At 38.5% G+C, this 21,013-nt stretch carries 13 protein-coding genes; 2 read left to right on the top strand and 11 right to left on the bottom strand.

The features are described from left to right. Positions 1-4 precede the first annotated feature (4 nt). From G6R09_RS13375 to pepN, 7 genes are all read right to left on the bottom strand, one after another. Positions 5-265, bottom strand: coding sequence for a glutaredoxin family protein (locus G6R09_RS13375; RefSeq protein WP_065168848.1), 261 nt, complete (start codon positions 263-265; stop codon positions 5-7). Continuing rightward, on the bottom strand, positions 266-2,404 hold the full coding sequence (rlmKL, locus tag G6R09_RS13370) for a bifunctional 23S rRNA (guanine(2069)-N(7))-methyltransferase RlmK/23S rRNA (guanine(2445)-N(2))-methyltransferase RlmL (protein ID WP_065168847.1): 2,139 nt from the start codon (positions 2,402-2,404) through the stop codon (positions 266-268). It abuts the gene before it with no gap. An 849-nt stretch (positions 2,405-3,253) separates the two neighbouring features. Continuing rightward, the gene (locus G6R09_RS13365) at positions 3,254-3,796 is read right to left on the bottom strand and encodes a cell division protein ZapC (RefSeq protein WP_163922995.1); all 543 of its coding nucleotides are present in this window, start codon (positions 3,794-3,796) and stop codon (positions 3,254-3,256) included. 215 nt (positions 3,797-4,011) lie between these two features. Continuing rightward, complete coding sequence (gene pyrD, locus G6R09_RS13360; protein ID WP_163922993.1) at positions 4,012-5,022, bottom strand: quinone-dependent dihydroorotate dehydrogenase; 1,011 nt, start codon at positions 5,020-5,022, stop codon at positions 4,012-4,014. 277 nt (positions 5,023-5,299) lie between these two features. Then, the gene (locus tag G6R09_RS13355) at positions 5,300-10,120 is read right to left on the bottom strand and encodes an NAD-glutamate dehydrogenase (RefSeq protein WP_163922989.1); all 4,821 of its coding nucleotides are present in this window, start codon (positions 10,118-10,120) and stop codon (positions 5,300-5,302) included. 83 nt (positions 10,121-10,203) lie between these two features. Further along, positions 10,204-10,422: a DUF2835 domain-containing protein gene (locus tag G6R09_RS13350; protein ID WP_065168843.1), complete on the bottom strand. Its 219-nt coding sequence runs from the start codon at positions 10,420-10,422 to the stop codon at positions 10,204-10,206. 140 nt (positions 10,423-10,562) lie between these two features. After that, positions 10,563-13,193: an aminopeptidase N gene (gene pepN, locus G6R09_RS13345; protein ID WP_163922986.1), complete on the bottom strand. Its 2,631-nt coding sequence runs from the start codon at positions 13,191-13,193 to the stop codon at positions 10,563-10,565. A gap of 379 nt (positions 13,194-13,572) precedes the next feature. On the opposite strand from pepN, the gene pncB reads away from it, so the two are divergent. After that, on the top strand, positions 13,573-14,772 hold the full coding sequence (pncB, locus tag G6R09_RS13340) for a nicotinate phosphoribosyltransferase (protein ID WP_065168841.1): 1,200 nt from the start codon (positions 13,573-13,575) through the stop codon (positions 14,770-14,772). Positions 14,773-14,891: 119 nt separating this feature from the next. Here pncB and G6R09_RS13335 read toward each other — a convergent pair whose 3' ends face one another. The 4 genes from G6R09_RS13335 to G6R09_RS13320 form a co-directional block, all read right to left on the bottom strand. Further along, the gene (locus tag G6R09_RS13335) at positions 14,892-15,557 is read right to left on the bottom strand and encodes a lipocalin family protein (protein ID WP_065168840.1); all 666 of its coding nucleotides are present in this window, start codon (positions 15,555-15,557) and stop codon (positions 14,892-14,894) included. 235 nt (positions 15,558-15,792) lie between these two features. Beyond that, a complete protein-coding gene (gene prc, locus G6R09_RS13330; protein WP_163922984.1) occupies positions 15,793-17,796 on the bottom strand; it encodes a carboxy terminal-processing peptidase in 2,004 nt (667 codons plus the stop codon). Positions 17,797-17,813: 17 nt separating this feature from the next. Continuing rightward, on the bottom strand, positions 17,814-18,446 hold the full coding sequence (gene proQ, locus G6R09_RS13325; protein WP_065168838.1) for an RNA chaperone ProQ: 633 nt from the start codon (positions 18,444-18,446) through the stop codon (positions 17,814-17,816). 109 nt (positions 18,447-18,555) lie between these two features. Then, on the bottom strand, positions 18,556-19,014 hold the full coding sequence (locus tag G6R09_RS13320; protein WP_065168837.1) for a GAF domain-containing protein: 459 nt from the start codon (positions 19,012-19,014) through the stop codon (positions 18,556-18,558). Between the two features lie 86 nt (positions 19,015-19,100). On the opposite strand from G6R09_RS13320, the gene G6R09_RS13315 reads away from it, so the two are divergent. Continuing rightward, positions 19,101-20,933 (top strand): ABC transporter ATP-binding protein, encoded by a 1,833-nt coding sequence (locus tag G6R09_RS13315; protein WP_065168836.1) that lies wholly within the window; start codon positions 19,101-19,103, stop codon positions 20,931-20,933. Positions 20,934-21,013 lie beyond the last annotated feature (80 nt).

The following is a 21,013-nucleotide window of genomic DNA, read 5'->3' as shown; positions in this document are numbered from 1 at the left end:
TTTTTTAACCAAGCTCATTAGTAATTAACCATGCTGCTATCCTATTTCGATCAAATGGCCAATGAAGTTCTGGCGTTGAAATAGTGTGATCATCATGATTTGAAATTGAGAGTACGGGTATTGTTACGCCGTAACGAGAGAATAAAGCATCGTCAAAGGCAATATCAACGATGCTTACTTGATGCTGCACACCCATCTCCACCAGCAAACCATAAGCTTGCTCGCAGAGATGACATCCTTGTGTGCTATAAAGTGTTATTAACACTTAGTCTTCCTTGTGGGTAATAATCCAACAGTTATGGATTTGCTTATTCTTAGCGAAATCAAGTGGTAATGTCTTATCTGAAATATTCTTAGCGTGTAGACCAAGTTCAGTTAATTTCTCAAGATCCATCTTGAAATGACGCTTATTGTTAGAGAATACAATCTGTCCATCTGGACGTAGCATGCGCTTTAGATTTTCCATCAACATGATGTGATCACGTTCAATGTCAAATGTCTGCTTCATACGCTTAGAGTTTGAGAACGTTGGTGGATCGATAAAAATCAGATCAAACGTATCATCAACTTCTTGTAACCATTGTAGACAGTCAGCTTGAACAAACTCATGCTGATTACCTACTTGATTATTAAGCTCCATGTTCTCTTGAGCCCAACGCAAGTACGTATTTGACATATCAACGGTTGTAGTTGATTTAGCACCACCTACTGCAGCATGAACAGTTGCCGAGCCGGTGTAAGCAAATAAGTTAAGGAAATCTTTACCTGCTGCCATCTGACCAAGCATACGACGGGTAATACGGTGATCTAAGAATAGGCCAGTATCAAGGTAATCATAAAGATTCACTTTAAATTTAATACCATATTCATCAACGATCATGTGACGTTCAGCACTTGATAGTTTTTGATATTGATTACGGCCTTTTTGGCGTTCACGTACTTTTAAAATAACTTTATTCGGCTCAACGCCTGTTACTTCAATCGTGGCACGTAATACATCCATAATACGACGACGAGCTGTTTCTTCAGAAACCGTCTTAGGTGCCGCGTATTCTTGAATGATAAGGTAATCATTGTATTTATCGATAGCAGCATTGTAGTTAGGAAGATCCGCATCATAAATACGGTAACACTCAACGCCCTCACGCTTAGCCCACTTTCCTAACTTAGCAATATTCTTCTTCAAACGGTTAGCAAAATCAGGTGCTACGTCTTCTTGAACAATAACGCCTTCTTTGTCGCCGTCTTCCTTCTTAACACTACCTGCAGTAATTAAGTAAGTTTTAAGTACACAATCAAGCGCACCGTTACTTAATTTAAATTGTTTGTCTGCACGCATACGCATACAACTTAGCAATTCATTTGAACCAGAGTAGATAGCCGCAACTGAACCTTCAAAGGCCAGCTTTAAACGGTTACCAAACTCTTTGTACAATGAGATAAGTTCAGATGTTGTACCTAAACGCTCACCGTAAGGAGGGTTACAAAGAATGATGCCTGTATCAAAGCCTTCAGGGCGAATCAGTTGTGTTGCATCACCGTATGCAAAATCAATCAGACTCTTCACACCAGCACGTCCAGCATTATCACGAGCGATGGCTAATACACGTTGATCCATTTCACGACCAAAGAACTTCGTCGTTACTTTTGAAGGACCACGACGCGCTTTAACTGTCGCTTCAGCATGAATTTCTAACCATGCTTCTTTATCAAAGTCTTTAATTGACTCAAAGCCCCAACGCTTACGTTTAAGGCCTGGTGCAATTTCAGCAGCCATCATAGCGGCTTCAATCACGAGCGTACCAGAACCACACATTGGATCTAATAATGCTGTTTCTGGTGTCCAACCGCTTTTCATCACCAATGCAGCAGCATGGGTTTCACGTAAAGGCGCACGACCGGCTTCGCTACGGTAACCACGTTGGTGTAAACCGCTACCAGCCATATCTAGACCAAGGATACCTTTCTCACCAGAAAGACGCATATGAATACGTAGATCTGGGTTTTCACGGTCGATATTTGGGCGACGTAGATCCGCTTTAGTAAAACGGTCAACAATCGCATCTTTGATTTTCATTGCGCCGTATTGGCTATTACGGATTTCGCGGTTAGTACCATTGAAGTCAACCACAATACGGGTATTGCTATCAAAGTGGCTCATCCAATTAATCGCCGTTGCACCTAAGTATAAGTCCATATCATCACGGACATTAAACTCACTCAGCACTTGGATGATTCGAGAGGAGATACGTGTCCATAGACAGCAACGATAAGCCATTGCTTGATCTGCTTTAAAACGGACACCGGCATGCACAACTTGAATGTTTTGTGCACCTAATTGTTCTAATTCATCCGCAAGCAAGTTTTCTAGGCCGCGGGAAGTAATCGCTAAATATTGATTCATGGCGTTCTTTTCACACTAATATTGCGTCGAATTATAACTGAAATCACATTAAATACCTCGCTTTTAGCACAATCAATTCACTAATTAAGTGAAAAAAGCAGCCTTTGATTCCTTATCAACATTCTTACTGACGTATTTGAATAAAATTTCATCGCACCAACGATAATTTCCAACAGGGAACAATAGTGTAATTTACATCACTTAGTTGTTTCAAAATAAACACAAAAATGATTATTCACAGCAGTAAACAATTCATAACCAATTGTATTTTATGACTAAAGAAAAACAAAACTACTGGAAATACAACTAAAAATCGAAATAATTAAAACTTTAAACTGACATTTTGGAATAAATGGAATACAACTGGACAGGTTTTATTCATCAACTATCAATTATTGTTAAATGAGGAAGTTATCTGATTAAGTTTGACATTAACAGCAACAAATAAAACCATTTACAAGCGTATTGATACTATTTATTCGGTCGTTTTTTATACTAAAATGCCTAGTTTTTAGATCATGATCACATGTTATTACGACTTAATATCACTTTTTTGTCTTTGCTTTGATCTAATACCACCTGCAAGATCAAAGAATGGATCGATATTGAATAAACACAGCAATTCGATTAAGCAACGATATAAGGTTAGCCAACCACAGGCACAAATAGATTGCACTGATAGATGCGTAACGCTAACAAATATACAAAGTACGATGACTTAACTAAGTGGGGATCTTTATTTCGATACGAGGAACGGCAATAAAATACAGGGAGGAATAACAAATGAAATGGTGGAACGAATGCTACTAGCAAAAGAGTAAAAATAGGGAGCTACATAAAAGTAACTCCCTACCCTACTAACGCAAAGCCCATAGGCAATATTCCAGAATAAGGTGAGATGCGATTATTCATCACTCGAATAGTATCTGAAAAGTTAAGCTCCTTATCATGATCTAGTTTTATTGGGGTTACATCAGCTAACATACAGAGGCTTGAGTTACCGTCAGTTTCTATAATAATAAACCGCGCATAATCATTAGCCGTTTTTAAAATAACCACCTCACCCCAATCAGGATCAACTCCTGCTTGTGGAGCAAAAAACCAACTTCTTAACATCAATGGTTTTTGAAACCTATATGCAGCAACTGCATTTAAAGCTAGCTCAGATTTTCGTACTTCTGATAATGGTAAATCAACCATACCTTCTTTAAATGTTTGGTAAGCCGCGACATCTGCCACAGTGAAGATTTGATTTGAAATAGATTTTGCTTCAACGGTTAATTGCTTTGCTGGTATAGCCACGCAAAACAATAATTCATTACCAAGTTCTAACATTAATGTATTTCTCTTAGTATCAAATTGCCAATACCAAGAATTATTCGGTGTTAACATCACGTCCTCTCTAGCTTGCTATGTGTCTAGATTATAGACAAAATTTTACGTCACCGATGGTAAATTAAAAGAGGAAAATTTTAGAAAATACATTAATGCTAAATCTGTATTTTTGTGAGATTTTTAATTTTTAGATATAAAAAAGCCAAATTGAAAATAATAATCAATTTGGCTTAATCAATAAAATAAACTGAACGTTACATCATGCTGGTATATTAAAGACCATTCACAATATCTTTAACTAGCCGAGGACCATGATAAATAAATCCAGTATAAACTTGAACTAATTGAGCACCGGCATGAATCTTTTCACGTGCAGCCATTGCTGAATCGATACCGCCTACACCAATAATCGGTAGTGCGCCATTTAAAGCAATTGCCATTTTACGAATAACATCAGTACTCTTGTTTTGTAATGGACGACCGCTTAAGCCTCCCATCTCATCACAATGATCCATACCTTCTACCATGGTACGATCTAGCGTAGTATTAGTACCAATAACACCATCAATCTTATTGCGAATAAGTGATTCGCATACTTGAACAATTTCTTGATCATCAAGATCTGGGGCGATCTTAAGTGCGAGTGGAACATATTTGCCATGTTTTTCGGCAAGCTCTGCTTGTTTTTGCTTTAATTGTGCTAACAAGTCGTCTAATGCTTCACCATATTGTAGTGAGCGTAATCCCGGTGTATTTGGTGATGAGATATTTACCGCAATATAACCAGCATACTGATAGACTTTTTCCATACAGATTAAATAGTCTTCAGCACCCTTTTCAATTGGTGTGTCTTTATTTTTACCGATATTAATACCAATAACGCCGTCATAGGTAGACTTCTTCACGTTCTCAACTAAGTTATCAACCCCAAGGTTATTAAAACCAAAACGGTTAATAATGCCCTCTGCTGGAATTAAACGAAATAAACGTGGCTTATCATTTCCTGACTGAGGACGTGGTGTTACGGTACCAACTTCAACAAAGCCAAATCCCATTGCGCCAAATGCATCAATGCATTCGCCATTTTTATCAAGGCCAGCAGCCAGACCAACAGGATTTTTAAACGTAATGCCCATCACTTCAACAGGACGTTCTGGTACGTGTTGACGATAGAAGAGATCAAGTGGAGTACCAGTAAAGCGAGAAAAGTTTTGAATAGCGAGGTCGTGTGCTTTTTCTGCATCCAACTGGAAAATAGCGGATCGTGCGATGCGATATAACATTATAACTCCATTAAAAATCCCGTATAAACGGGGTGGTATTATTCACAGTTATAGTGCTAAATACAATCCCTATTAGTTTGATTATTATCAATAAAACAGAGGCTTATATTTTATATCAATATTTACAATGAGTTATAATTCGCTCTTGTTTAAAATAAACGCCACAAAAAGCAAACGTTTTCGTTAACACATATCAAAATCGACACCACCTAACAAATCACATACACTTAGCTTACTATTGTTAACCATTTAGCAACTACCACATAGGCATTTACACTCAGCTACGAGACTGAGAATGAAGGTTTAATAGGGTCAACTCTCTTAGTGCAACAGCAAATTTAGCAAATTCATGCACCGTTCCTATTTTAAATTCTGTTAATACACTCTCCCAACGTTGAATAGCAATAGGATGATCATCAACCCATTGACTTACACAATCTTGTGGTTGAGCCGCCACATATTGAATAACAGATACCGTTAGTTGTCGCTGCTGCCAATCAAGTTCTTCTCTAAATGATGCTCTTGCTAATGCTTGCCAATGATTTTCTACTGGCTGATTATTTATTTGTTTCAAAAACCAATGAAGTGATAAATCGACCCCAACCAAAAAATACACTTGAGCAATATGACTCAGCGTCTGTTGCTGCTGATCGGCTATTTGACCAATATCGAGCGCACAATATAGACTGGGTAAACGCACAATATTATCAGCCAATGTTTGAGGTACACCGACATTAATTAATTGCTGAGCTTGGTGTTGATGTTCTTTCACTTCATCAGTGACAAGGTAACGTTCTATGTTTTCTCGTAAATCAATAATATAAGGCTTATAAAAGTCAATCTGCTGCTCTATCGTTAATTTTCGATCCTGGTTACGTAACAACCACCGTGTTATTCGACGTAACATTCGCCGACACTGAAACAACATATCATATTGGGTATCCGTCGTTAGTTGATTATCTAATTGCCTAATAGCTATATATAAATCAGGAAAATGAAAAATTTCACGGCCAACAACGTAGGCTGATGCAATATCAACGACTGATGATCCAGTTTCTTCTTGTAATCGTGTAACGAAATTACACCCCATTTCATTTGACATCTGATTTGCCAACGCGGTTGCAATAATTTCTTTGGTTAACGGATGATGGATCATCTGTTGCTGGTATTTTTTTAATGCTGATGGAAAATAGGCCATTAACTGATTACGATGAAAAGCATCATTGGCAATATCGTCATTTTCTAATTGTTGTTTAAGGATCATCTTTCCGTATGCCACCAGCACTGATAATTCAGGTCGAGTAAGGCCTATTGCTGCTTTTTCTCTTTCAATCAAGGTTTCATCATCAGGTAGATACTCAAGACAACGATCTAACTTCCCTATCCGTTCTAAGTGATGAATAAACCTAATTTGTTCTTTAAGTAATGCTGTTTGTTGATATTGTGTCACTGAAATGGATTCACTTTGGCAATAAGCATCAGCCAATACTTGCTGACTCACATCTGCTTCCATTCGATCTAACAACACGTTACGTTGCTTATAAGTCAAATTACCTTCTTCAACGAGGCTATTGAGCAAAATTTTAATGTTTACTTCATTATCAGAACAATCAACACCACCGACATTATCAATAAAATCACAATTAACCCGTCCACCTTGGGTGGCATATTCAATCCGTCCTAATTGAGTTAAGCCTAAATTCCCACCTTCACCGACAATCTTTGCTTTTAGTTGGTGGCCATTAATACGCAACCCATCATTAGCACGATCGCCAACATCAGCATTTGATTCCGACATGGCTTTTACATAAGTTCCAATACCGCCATTCCACACCAAATCAACATCCAATTGTAATATCAATTGAATCAATTCATTTGGTGTGCAGCTGTGCTTTTTCGTTTGCAGTCTTTGTTTGATTTCTGGCGTGAGTTTAATCGATTTACTACGCCGAGAAAAAACGCCGCCACCAGCAGAAATCAGTGTTGAATTATAATCTTGCCAACTCGAGCGTGGCAGTTTAAATAACCGCAATCGTTCTTGAAAACTAATCTGTTCATCAGGGGCTGGATCAATAAAAATATGTTGGTGATTAAAAGCCGCAACTAAACGTGTATGTGATGAAAGTAACATGCCATTACCAAACACATCACCAGCCATATCGCCAATACCGACACAAGAAAATGGTGTTGCTTGGCAATCAATTCCCAATTCACGAAAATGACGTTTAACAGATTCCCATCCGCCTTTAGCTGTGATCCCCATCTGTTTATGGTCGTAACCATGTGATCCCCCCGACGCAAAGGCATCACCTAGCCAAAATTGATAATCAGCAGCGATAGAATTGGCTAGATCAGAGAAAGTTGCAGTCCCTTTATCTGCGGCAACCACCAAATAGGGATCATGATCATCGTGACAACGCACATCAATAGGCGCTATAACATTACCATCAATAATATTATCGGTGACATCAAGTAAGGCTTCTATAAAATGTTTATAACAACGCATTCCTTCATCAATAACGTCTTGACGTGTTTTTAATTGCAACTGCCGTTTACACACAAAACCGCCTTTCGCACCCACTGGCACAATGACAGTATTTTTAACTTGCTGGGCTTTCACTAAACCTAATATTTCGGTTCTAAAGTCTTCTTGTCTATCAGACCAACGTAAGCCACCACGGGCAATCTTACCTGCTCGTAAATGCACGCCTTCAATATCTGGCGCATAGACAAATATTTCAAACATCGGAATCGGCGCTGGTATATCAGGAATATGCGTTGGTCGCAGTTTTATCGCTAAACAATGTTTTGGCAGATGTTGACTATCTTGCTGATAATAGTTCGTTCGTACTGTTGCTAGGATCATATCAATGTAGCGCCGAAGGATACGATCATTATCTAGGCTTTCGACTAAATCTAGCTTTTGCTCCAATTTTTCCACTGCCAGTTGCTCACCCACCTTGGAATGATGGCATTTTGTATTAAAGCGTAATTGGAACAACCTTATTAAATCGCATGCAATATCATTATGGTGGGTTAACGTCTCTTCTATATATTGCTGACTAAAAGGAAATCCTACCTGACGCATATAACGTGCATAACAACGTAAAATTGTCACCTCACGTCCGGTTAATCCGCCATTAAGCACCAATCGATTAAAGCCATCACTCTCTAATTTTCCTTCCCAAATCAACGCCAATGCATTTTGAAATCGATCTCTCGCTTCCGTTAAATCAATGCCACCACAGCGACTATGTAACATTGAAAAATCAAGCACCCAGTAAACCGTATTATTTGCCGTCGTTACTTGATATGGCGACTCGCCAACAACCCGTAATCCTAAGTTTTCAAGCATCGGCATTACATCAGAAAGATAGATTGGTTGCGTTCGATGGAAAAGTTTCAGTTTAATAACACAAGAATCCGTTGCTTCTTCTTGAGGACGATAAAATAGCATCCCCAATTTATGGCTATCGCTTAATTGTTCTAATTGCAGCACATCTGCAACAGCGTGACCTGGTAACATTTGTTCTTTATACGAACGAGGAAAGGCATTGATATAATTTTTTGCTATCGCAATCCCTTTACTCTCACCAAGATTAGCCACTAACGCATGAGTTAATCGATCCTCCCATAATAATGCGGCCTCAACTAAATTATGCTCAATAGCCTTAACATCAATGTCACTATTATTATTTTCAACCCGCACAATATAATGTGTACGTGCTAATCGGCTTTCAGAAAAAAAAGTTGTAAATTCAACATCTTCATCTGAGCCTAAATACGCTTTTAATATTTGTTGGGTTTTTCGTCTTAACTCGGTGTTATAACGCTCTTTACTGACATAGACCATGCATGAAAAAAAACGCCCGAAGGGATCACGTCGAATAAATAACCGTAATAAATCACGATTTTGCATTCTCACGACGCCCATACCGACTGCCAACATTTCATTTTCATTGGCTTGAATAAGCTCATCTCGAGGATAGGTTTCTAAAATATTATTGAGCGCTTTCCATGAATATGATCCTTTTGAATAACCACTGGCTTGCAAAATACGGCTAACACGGTTGCGTATAAGAGGGATATTATCCACTGTTTGATGATAAGCACTTGATGCATATAAACCAATAAAGCGATGTTCACCGATAATATTACCTTGCTTATCAAACCGTTTTATTCCGACATAATCAATATAAGCAGGACGATGAATACGTGATTTGCCATTACTTTTGGTAAGAATGAGAACTTCGGGTTTTTGCGCCTCAATACGGGCAGATTCAGGCAAGCTGGATAATCGAAATGTGGCTGCTGATGTTGTTTTCGCTAATAACCCTAAGCCACTATTTTTTACCGGAGTCAGTTCATAATCGGCTTCAACCACATTAAGATCATAGGCATGATAGCCCATAAAGGTAAAATTATGTCTCGTTAGCCAGTCTATAAACTCAAGTGCTTCTTGGCAATGCACCTTAGAAAGCGGTAAATCATGGTGATGTAGTTCAGAGGCAACGTGCAATAACTTCTGTTGCATTGACTGCCAATCTTTTACCACCAGCGTAATATCTTTCAATAAACAGGTTAACTCACGCTTTAACTGGGCAATTTCAGCATTAGTTGGTAAACGATCGACTTCAATATGAAATAATGTTTGTTGTTCACCCTTATCGCTACACGCTTTAACAATCTGTCCGTTATTATCACGCTGAAACCGATACGGGCCATTAAGCATCAAATGACTGGTTATACCGAGTCGATCTAATGCCATACGCACTGAATCAACTAAAAATGGCTGATCCGGCGTTACTATCTCTACCACTGTATGAGTTGATTTCCAGCCATGGCGGCTCACACTAGGATTATAAACTCTCACCGAGATATGTTCAGGTTTATTCATGGCAAGATGTTGCCATAAACTCAAAATCGCACCATAGAGGTCAGATTCATTACGCTGTAACAAATCATCATCAGCAAGTTGAGCTAAGAGTTGCTTGGCAAGCGTCATCACTAACGCACTTTGAGGAGATTTTACTTTGGCTGCAATTAAGTCATACACTTTTTCAAGTAAAACGGGGACGATATTGTCGGGTGCTGTCATACATACGCTCCAACATCCTTATAATTATACTGATAAGTATAGAGTTTGATGCTGGTGGTGTGACGTTTTAGGCTAGAATTATTCTAAATACGTTCAATTGTCTCAAATTTGTTATCGTTATTTACGTATAAACGAAACTTTCCCACCACACCGGCATGAGTAAGAAAACCACGTAACCTTACGGCTGGCAATTGAAGCTTTAACCCTCCATCGGTTAACACCACCACACTACTTGCCGTACCAGAATAGTGCTGCAAAAATATGTTGTAGCTAATATTAACGTTAAACGTAAAACTTCGCATCGCTAATTAACCTATTCCTAAATGCTTAACATGATAATTAAAAACTTGTAAAACAATAGCATAAAATAAAAGCCAGTCACTAATTAAGTCACTGGCTTTTGGTTACAGCTATATATCGATAGCGTTACATCATTAACCGATTACTTTTGATCAAGTGCTTTTTGAACTTTTTCAAACAAATCTTTGGCTAAGTTATCCATAGCAGCAAGTTTTTCAAGCTGCTTACGCATTAACTGCTGACGACTTACATCGTATTGGCGAAGTTTAAGCAGTGGCTCAATCAAACGTGCCGCCACTTGCGGATTACTGGTGTTTAGAATCTCTAAAATCTCAGTTAAAAATGCATAACCAGAACCATCTTTAGCATGAAAATGAACGGGATTATTAGCACTAAAGCCAGCCACTAAGCTACGTGTACGGTTAGGGTTTTTTAAACTAAATGTTGGATGATTCATGGTATTACGCACATTTTCTAATGCGTCGGCCGCAGGATTAGTACCTTGCAACATAAACCATTTATCCATCACTAAGCCATCATGGCTCCACTTATCACTGAAATCAGCCATTTGCTCAGCACGACAAGCTAGTTGGGCATTATTAGCTGCTGACATTGCAGCCATAGTATCAGTCATATTGTCAGCTGCTTTGTATTGCGCAGTAACTAATGCATTACCTTGTGCTGTATATGCTAAGTATGACAAACACTTATTTCGTAGAGCACGCTTTGCCATTGCCGCATGATCAAGGCTATAACACTCTTGCGTTAAGCTGTGATAAATCGCGCTAAACTCATCTTCCATTTCAGAAGCAAGTAATTGGGTAAATGCACCAACAACGTGGTTAATCGCATCAACATCTACCGTTGTGTACCAACCTGCTATTTCATTTTCACTTGGAAGCGTTAGCATTTCGGCAATGAACGCAGGATCAAGGTTTTCATCCAGTAATGCGCCACGGAATGCATCAATAACAGCATCAGGCAAGGTTACAGAATGTCCTTGTTGTACTTGAGCTACATTTTGACGAATGTATTTCGCCAATAGCATTTGTCCAGCATCCCAACGAGCAAATTCATTTGATGCGTTAACCATTAAGAAAATTAACTCATCATCAGTGTAATCATATTCTAAGATCACTGGTGCTGAGAATTCACGTAACATCGAAATCACTGGCTGCTCTGTCACATTTTCAAATACAAAGGTTTGCTCAGCTTCTTTTACATCAAGTACGTTATGTACTGTTTCGCCATTGATTTGTAAGCCAATCACTTCACCTTTGCTATTGTATAGCTCAATATCAAACGGAATATGCAGTGGCTGCTTTTCTACTTGCTCTGCGGTTGCAGGGGTTTGCTGGCTAATGGTGACAGTGTAACTCTTCGCTGATGCATCATACGCAGTTGAAACACTAACAACCGGTGTACCTGCCTGGCTATACCAACGACGGAAACGACTTAAATCAATGCCAGAAGCATCTTCCATCGCTTGTGCAAAATCATCACAAGTTGCAGCAGTGCCATCATGACGATCAAAATACAATTTCATCCCGGCTTGGAAATTTGCTTCACCTAATAAGGTATGTAACATACGGATCACTTCACTGCCCTTTTCATACACAGTTAAGGTGTAGAAGTTATTCATCTGAATCACTTTTTCAGGACGAATTGGGTGTGACATTGGACCGCGATCTTCAGCAAATTGTGGACCACGCACAATACGTACATTCGCAATACGATTAACAGCTCGAGAGCCTAAATCTGAAGAGAACTCTTGATCACGGAAAACCGTTAAGCCTTCTTTTAAGCTTAGTTGGAACCAATCACGACAAGTAACACGGTTACCAGTCCAATTGTGGAAATATTCATGACCAATCACCGCTTCAATACCTTGATAGTCAGTATCTGTCGCAGTATTTGGGTTTGCTAATACAAATTTAGAGTTAAAGACATTAAGACCTTTGTTCTCCATTGCTCCCATATTAAAGAAATCAACGGCCACAATCATGTAGATATCAAGATCGTATTCAAGACCAAAGCGTTCTTCATCCCACTTCATTGAATTTTTAAGTGATGTCATCGCATAATCAGCGCGATCCAAGTTACCCTTATCGACAAAAATCTCTAAAGCAACCTCACGACCGCTCATGGTCGTGAATGTATCACGCAAAACATCAAAATCACCGGCAACTAAAGCAAATAGGTAAGAAGGTTTTGGGAATGGGTCTTGCCATTGAACCCAATGACGACCGTTATCAAGATCGCCTTCCGCAATACGATTACCATTGCTTAGCATGTAAGGAAATGCCGCTTTATCTGCAATAATTTTAGTTGTAAATCGTGCTAATACATCAGGACGATCTAAATAGAACGTAATACGACGGAAACCTTCTGCTTCACACTGGGTACAGAAACCACCGCCAGATTTATACAAACCTTCCAATAAAGTATTAGCTTCAGGATTAATTTCAGTCGTAATCGCTAATTCAAAATCAGCAGGTAGGTTTGTTAACGTCAAATGCCCTGACTGCTGGTGATAATCTTGCCAAGCTTGACCATTTACAGTTACGCTGATCAATGTTAAATCATCACCATCTAACACTAACTCAGCATTCGCCTGCTCACTCTGTCGTATCACATGACTAATAGCAACAACTGTTGTTTTGGTATCATGAAGGTCAAATGTCAGATCGATATCCGTAATGGTGTAGTCAGGCGAGCGATAGTCTGAACGATATTTTGCCGCTGGTTGAGTCACAGTAGAATGTTCTGTCATTATTTTTATATCCTTTATGATTGCTCTAATGCAGCATGCATGAGCTACCGATTAATGTTGGCTGTTGTATAATAATATTGTGTCACCAGTAACACTTTTCAAGCATAAATTTAGAAGCAATATAGTTAATTGCCAACGAAAACGTTTACGTATTAATATAGCAATACACGTCGAGATGATTAATGCAACAGTCACAGTGGCTAAACTTGATATTCCTTGACGTAGTTCACCTCTTAGGTCACAATCCCACTCCAGTTAAATAGTTTAGTTATTTATTTACTAAGCTTTATAAACCATGTCCAAGACATTGAATTTAAAGATCCTATAATTATAAAAATAATTTCTTTAAATTTATCAATTTGAGTATCTACTACCAGATATGAATAATAACAGACACAATAATGGGGTTATCGACTCCCTGCTTGATACTGATGCTTATAAGCTTCATATGCAACAAGCAGTATTCCATCAATATCCAAGCGTTGAAGCTGTGGCAGAGTTCCATTGCCGAAGCGATGAAGATCTACGCCCTTACGCCGCTGAAATTAAAGCACAAATTGATCATATTGCGACCTTATCTTTTACTCAAGGTGAACTCGACTTCTTATCGACTCTGACTTTTTTTCATGCCGATTATCTTGCGTTTCTAAAAGATTTCAAACTAAATGCTAATGATGTAGACGTAGATACATCAGGTGATCAATTAGCGATCACTATTCGTGGTACATGGCTTGATGTGATTTTATGGGAAGTACCACTACTTGCCATTATCTGTGAAATTCGCTGTAAACATCTTTACCCACAAGCCACGACTGCGATGGCAATTGAGCAGCTAAAATCAAAAATTGATCGCTTCTATCACGATGCTAAAAAGTGTGATTTAAGCCAGTTTGCATTAGTAGACTTTGGTACTCGTCGTCGTTTTTCAAAAGACGTTCACCACCACGTTGTTGACTACTTAAAAGATAATATGCCTGAATTTAAAGGCACATCAAACTATTACCTTGCTTATACTCGCGGCCTAACCCCTGTGGGTACTCAAGCTCATGAATGGTTTCAAGCACATCAACAGCTCGCAGGTGAATTAGCGGACTCTCAACAATTAGCGCTTAATCGCTGGTTGCAAGAATACCCTCATGATTTAGGTATTGCACTCACCGACTGTATCAATATGGATGCCTTCTTGCGCGATTTCGATCAGCGTCTTTCTGAGCGTTTTATTGGCTTACGTCATGATAGTGGTGATCCTATTTCTTGGGGTGAAAAAGCCATTGCACACTATAAATCGTTAGGCATTGACCCAAAATCGAAATCGTTAGTATTTTCTGATAGCCTAACACTTGATAAAGCATTAGTGATTTATAAACACTTTAATGATCATATCAATGTTAGCTTTGGTATTGGTACACAACTGACGTGTGACTTACCTGGTGTTAAAACACTCAATGTCGTTTTGAAACTGACAGAATGTGAAGGTCGACCAGTAGCCAAAATTTCAGACGAACCAGGAAAGAGTATTTGCCGAGATGAAGACTATCTTGATCAATTACGTACAGCTTTTCAACTCGTTAACGAATAATGATTTAGTAGATAGCTAATAGTAGAATTAAAAAAAGCGAACAATTTGATTGTTCGCTTTTTTATTGTTCTCAAACAAAATGGTATTTAAAATCCAAATAATTACCGATGATAGTAATATTACTCCCGACGTAATACGGCTTCCATACCAAAATGTTCATTACTCAAGGTTAAGGTATTATTCCCATTTAATACAAATTGGTTATCTTGCTGCCCATCTTCATAGAGAAGAACAATTTGATCATCTTCTAAATAATAAACACCACGATGTTCTTTTGTTTTACCTGCTTGATTTGAAATCTCTGCTGAGAATAAAAAATCCGGACGTAAAGATAATGCAAACTCTGCAATATTATCTGCAACATCTTGTCCTGAAATTGTTTTAGTTCGCCAATTGCCAGCTAAATGTTCAGGTGCTAATTTAGTAAAGTGAGCACCATCAAGTACAAAGCGATTATAGTTAAGCAAATAGCTATGCATTTGATCTTCTTCGTTAGGGGAAATAAAAGTAATGTTGGTATCATCGATATCATAATTTCCCGTCCACTGCTCAACTTTGCCATCAATTCGTAATAACCGCATTGCAAATTGATAATCTGATTTAAACATCACATGCATTGCTCGATATTTTTCCCCTTCACTTTCAATGCCGTCTTGTTGATTGCTAAACCAATACCAATTACCTAATAGAAAGGGATAATCAAACTCAGTAATATCATCAGCAACAGAGTTAACACTAAACAAGCTCAAGATAAATAACCAAAAAAAACCAACTGTTTTCATCATATGCAGTTCCCCTTACTGAGTACTTTAGCTTTTGTATTCCCTCTCAAACATCAGAGGTCTTATACTTAAAACTAGTCGGGAAACCTAATTTTCGATGAAAAATATGCGCTATATCACAGTTTGTAACTTGAACATTCTCAATATTAAGACAGAAAAACGACAGATAAAAAAAAGCGCTCCTAAGAGCGCTTTAATAAAAGAGACATCAACAAGATAATGTCATTCCGTATCATTATTACGATTGTTTTTGATTACTAAAATCAGCCGTTATCGCAACAGCTTCATCAAGATAAACATCAGGTGCTTCATAATCTTTTGGCACCGCATCCAAATCAGCAAAAGGTTTTTCACCTAATGCTTTTTGACGTTTATTTAAGCGGGCTAAACGATCAGCGTCATCTTTATCTTGTTCTGCTATGCGTGTCTTTTCATTCAATGAAATAGTATTGATATCTTTTTCCTTTTTATAGGTAAGGATATCTTCATTGATAAAACCAAATTCCATATTATTTTTAATACGAGTTTGGTGCTCTGCTGCTAGTATCGGTACAAGCGTACTGTAATCATGTAATTTCTGATAACCTGCAGGTTTAATACTATCCCAAGGTAATGCATTATCTTCAACACTTTCCCCTGTTTCAGCAGGATCAATGGCTGAAGGGAAAGCAATATCAGGAACAACACCCAGGTTTTGGGTACTTCCACCGTTAATACGATAGAATTTTTGGATAGTATATTGAACATGACCTAATGGTTTATCAAATAAATCATAGAGATGATTTAATGATCGGTGTTGTTGCACCGTACCTTTACCAAAAGATTGCTCACCTAAAACAATAGCACGTCCGTAATCTTGCATTGCTGCTGCAAAAATTTCTGAAGCAGATGCACTATAGCGGTTAACTAATACTGTTAATGGTCCATCAAAAGAAATTTGATCGTCTGAATCACCATTAACCTTAATTCGGCCATAACTATCACGCACTTGCACAACCGGTCCACTTGAAATAAATAAACCCGTTAATGCGGTTGCTTCCGTTAAAGCACCACCACCATTATTACGTAAGTCGATCACAATACCATCAACCTTCTGGTCATTTAATTTAACCAGTTCTTTTTTGGTATCTTGTGATAATCCCACATAAAAGCTTGGAATTTCAATCACACCGATTTTTTTACCGTCGACAGTTTTCACTTCCGATTTCGCTGCACGATCTTCAAGACGGATCTTATCTCGTACAATAGTTACGGTGTAACTCTTCGCATTATTGCCTTCAGGTAATATGTCCAGAATAACCTTACTGCCTTTCGGCCCTTTGATTAACTGCACAACATCATCAAGACGCCAACCAATAACATCAACAACTTTCTTGCCTTCTTGACCTACGCCAATAATGCGATCACCTGCTGCAATTTTTTTCGAGCTCGCCGCTGGTCCACCAGCAACTAAAGAACGAATTTTGGTATAGTCGTCTTCAACCTGCAATACCGCACCAATTCCTTCTAATGACAGATTCATCTCTGCCTGGAATTGTTCAGCATTACGTGGCGATAAATAACTTGTATGTGGATCGACCTCACGTGAAAAAGCATTCATGTATAACTGAAATACATCTTCACTGTGTGTTTGTGTTAAACGTTTAATCGCATTGTTATAACGCTTAGTTAACGTCTTTTGAATCTCAGGCCATTTTTTACCTGCAAGCTTAAGATTTAACGCATCGTATTTAACCCGTTGTCGCCAAATCTCATTCAATTCAGTGTTGTCTTTCGGCCATTCAAGCTCTGAACGATCAATAACAAAGTCATCTTTATTATCGAATTTTATTTCAGTATCAAGCTGAGTTAACGCAAATTGATACCGTTCAAAACGACGTTGAAGGACTTTGTTAAAAATATCAAACGCAGCAGATGTATCCCCTGATTTAAGTTGATCATCTAACTGGTTTTTCCATTTTCCAAATTGTTCAACATCTGTGGCGTCAAGAAAGCTTTTATTATAATCAAGCATTTCAATATAACGATTGAATACTTGTCCAGAAAACTGATCATCAAGTGCAAAATGCTTATAGTGAGAACGCGTATAACGCGATGCCACTCTTGTACTCGCAGTTGCATGCTGTTTTTCAGGAGCAAGGTGCGGCACATCACTTAATGAATACTTAGCCTCTGCGGCTTGAACCGAAGCTGCTAGCATCATGCCAGCAGCTATCAGTGAGAAACGGAATCGACAATTCATGTGTCGCGCATTCTCCTTTATGAACGCAAGTGCTCCGCTTTAACAGCCATTACTAGACCGTTATTTAAACGAACTCGCACATCGTCCTTGTTAATTTCAACAATAGTCGCAGGCATGTTACCTGAACCCATGTTCACTTGAACATTTTTGCCTACGATTACTTCATCAGCATTCAGTACACGTGTCGTCTCTACAGGCTTCTTTTTAATAGTAGCTGTTTTTGGCTTAGTGTTACTAGATTTAACTGTTTTTGCTCGTGTTTTTTTAGCTTCGCCTTCTTTAGCCGCTTTAGCAATTGCTTGCTCTTTACGACGAGTGCGTACTTTAGCTTTACTTTCTTCTAAAGCTTTAAGCGCATGATCCACGTGCTCTTGCTCTAGAACATCACAATCATTACCATCTAGATCAACACGGTTCACACCCGCTTTAACACCGTGAAGGTAACGCCAAGAAGATGTGTATTGACGTAAAGCTGTACGTAGTTGAGTCTTGCTTACTTTTGGATCTTCGTTAAGACGCTCTGCAAGATCTTGGAAGATACCAATTTTAAGTGGCTTCGCTTCACCTTCAACAGTGAAACATTTTGGGAAACGCTCAGCGATGTATGCAATAACTTCTTTACTGTTCGTTAACTTTTCAGAGTTTTCCATGGAGTTTCCTGACATAAACGAGGATTGCTCGTTATTTGTGCTTTGTTCAAAAAGAAATAGTGCTGCTATTATAATTACCTAACGCGGAAAAACCACCGAAAGCATGAAATTAGAGTACTTTTTGTAGTGCTTCTACGAAAGAAACTAGACCTTGTTCATCATTTTGGTCAAATCTTGACAAAATTGGGCTATCAATATCCAGCACACCGATTAATTTTTCATTAACCATAATTGGAATAACGATTTCAGAATTACTTACAGCATCACATGCAATATGCCCAGGGAAAGCATGAACATCAGCAACACGCTGCACTTTATTTTCTGAAATTGCCGTTCCACAAACACCACGTCCAACAGGAATACGTACACAGGCAGGGTTTCCTTGGAATGGACCCAGAACTAATTGGTCTTGTTTCAACAAATAAAACCCAACCCAATTAATTTGTTCTAACTCCATATTTAATAACGCACTAATATTAGACATATTAGCGATAAGATCAGTTTCACCTTCAATAAGCGCCAATGCTTGTTGTGTTAGACGATGATAAAAAGCGGTTGAATTTTCCATAGCTTACTCCGTATATAGCCGTTAGAATAGCAAGAATACTACTGATAATAGGAATTATTCTCACAGTGAAAGATAAGAATCATCTTATGATTAATTGGTCTTGGTTGCTACAACAAGCGAAAATACATAAACCAAGATTAATTGTTGCCAATATTATTGCTGTTATCGCAACCTTGATCAGTGTACCCATTCCACTTTTGATGCCACTAATGGTTGATGAAGTTCTGTTGCATAAACCAGGCGAAGGCATTACTTATCTTAACGCCCTTTTACCTTCTGCATGGCACAACGCAACAGGCTATATCATTTTAGTGCTTGTTCTGGTTGTATTAATGCGCACCCTTAGCCAGGCGCTGAATATACTCCAAAGTCGGCAATTTACATTAGTATCAAAAGATATAACCTATAACTTACGTCAGCATTTACTCGACAAACTTGGCCGCATCAGTATGCGACAGTACGAAGAACGAGGCAGTGGTGGCATCAGTTCTCACCTTATTACTGATGTCGAGACCATTGATAAGTTTGTTGGCGATACGCTAAGTCGGTTTATTATCGGACTCTTAACAGTTGTCGGTACCGCGGGTGTGCTTTTATGGCTTGATTGGAAGCTCGGCTTATTTATTCTTATTATAAATCCAATTGTTGTCTATGCGTCTAAACTCATGGGCAGCCGTGTTAAAAACCTTAAACGTAAAGAAAACCAATCTTACGAAACATTTCAACATCGTTTAATTGAAGTCTTAGATGGCCTTTATCAATTACGGGCTTCTAATCGTGAACGTGATTTTTTAGAGCAATTAAAAGGCAATGCCAGTGATATTCGCCATAGTGCTGATAAATATGCTTGGCAATCAGAAGCTGCAGGACGCGTTTCTTTCCTATTGTTCTTAATTGGTTTTGAGATTTTTCGAGCAGCAGCAATGTTGATGGTACTATTTAGTAACTTAACCATTGGTGAAATGTTAGCTGTGTTTAGCTACTTGTGGTTTATGTTAGGACCAATTCAAGAATTATTAGGTATTCAATTTGCTTGGTATGGTGCGTCAGCTGCAATGCAACGCCTTAATAGCTTATTAGCACTTGAAGAAGAAACACGTCCACCAGCAACGGTTAACCCTTTTAATGAAGAACAAACTATTGCGATTAAAATTCGTGATTTACATTTTTCCTATGATAATGACAAAGAAGTACTTTGTGGATTAAACCTTGATATTCCCGCAGGTAAACGTGTTGCACTCGTTGGTGCATCTGGTGGCGGTAAATCAACCTTAATTCAATTATTGCTTGGTATTTATCAAAAAAGTAGCGGTGATATTTTAATAAATGATCACCCTATTGAAGCCGTTAGTTATGAAGCGCTACGTGAGAAGATGGCGGTCGTATTACAACAACCGGTGTTGTTTAATGAAACGTTACGTCATAACTTAACCCTAGGTGGAACATTTACTGATGAAGAATTATGGCAAGCGTTAGATATTGCACAACTTACAGATGTCACTGAACGTCTCACCCATGGATTAGATACCGAAATAGGTCGCCAAGGTATTCGTTTATCAGGCGGACAACGACAACGATTAGCCATTGCACGTATGATTCTTTCTAATCCTGAATTTGTTATTCTTGACGAAGCGACGTCAGCTTTAGATACCTCAACTGAGGCCGCTTTACATACAGCACTCAATACGTTTTTGAAAAATAAAACCACCTTGATTGTGGCTCATCGTTTATCTGCCGTTAAACAAGCTGATATTATTTATGTACTTGAAGATGGTTTAGTCAGTCAATCAGGTACCCACGTTGAACTGGTTAATACCCAAGGGCTATATCAAACCCTTTACGGTTCAATTCAATCGGCTGATGTGATAACCAATAGTGTCAATTCACACGAAGCAGTAGCCAGCGTCAACACAAAATAATATAGTGTGCGTCAATCGGCACTCATTGATGGCTGTTATTGTTTCTTATAAACAATGAGTCACTAACAACTCAATGAGTG

The organism is Photobacterium sp. Alg240-V54 (genome assembly GCF_900537155.1).
Lineage (GTDB): Bacteria > Pseudomonadota > Gammaproteobacteria > Enterobacterales > Vibrionaceae > Photobacterium.
The sequence above is the reverse complement of the archived record's forward strand: the minus strand, read 5'-3'. Positions and strand labels throughout refer to the sequence as shown.

Coding starts and splice junctions, on each gene's coding strand:
- rlmKL (WP_065168847.1), bottom strand. CDS start 2,404: ATGAATCAATATTTAGCGATTACTTCCCGCGGCCTAGAAAACTTGCTT.
- G6R09_RS13365 (WP_163922995.1), bottom strand. CDS start 3,796: ATGTTAACACCGAATAATTCTTGGTATTGGCAATTTGATACTAAGAGA.
- pyrD (WP_163922993.1), bottom strand. CDS start 5,022: ATGTTATATCGCATCGCACGATCCGCTATTTTCCAGTTGGATGCAGAA.
- G6R09_RS13355 (WP_163922989.1), bottom strand. CDS start 10,120: ATGACAGCACCCGACAATATCGTCCCCGTTTTACTTGAAAAAGTGTAT.
- G6R09_RS13350 (WP_065168843.1), bottom strand. CDS start 10,422: ATGCGAAGTTTTACGTTTAACGTTAATATTAGCTACAACATATTTTTG.
- pepN (WP_163922986.1), bottom strand. CDS start 13,193: ATGACAGAACATTCTACTGTGACTCAACCAGCGGCAAAATATCGTTCA.
- pncB (WP_065168841.1), top strand. CDS start 13,573: ATGAATAATAACAGACACAATAATGGGGTTATCGACTCCCTGCTTGAT.
- G6R09_RS13335 (WP_065168840.1), bottom strand. CDS start 15,557: ATGATGAAAACAGTTGGTTTTTTTTGGTTATTTATCTTGAGCTTGTTT.
- prc (WP_163922984.1), bottom strand. CDS start 17,796: ATGAATTGTCGATTCCGTTTCTCACTGATAGCTGCTGGCATGATGCTA.
- proQ (WP_065168838.1), bottom strand. CDS start 18,446: ATGGAAAACTCTGAAAAGTTAACGAACAGTAAAGAAGTTATTGCATAC.
- G6R09_RS13320 (WP_065168837.1), bottom strand. CDS start 19,014: ATGGAAAATTCAACCGCTTTTTATCATCGTCTAACACAACAAGCATTG.
- G6R09_RS13315 (WP_065168836.1), top strand. CDS start 19,101: ATGATTAATTGGTCTTGGTTGCTACAACAAGCGAAAATACATAAACCA.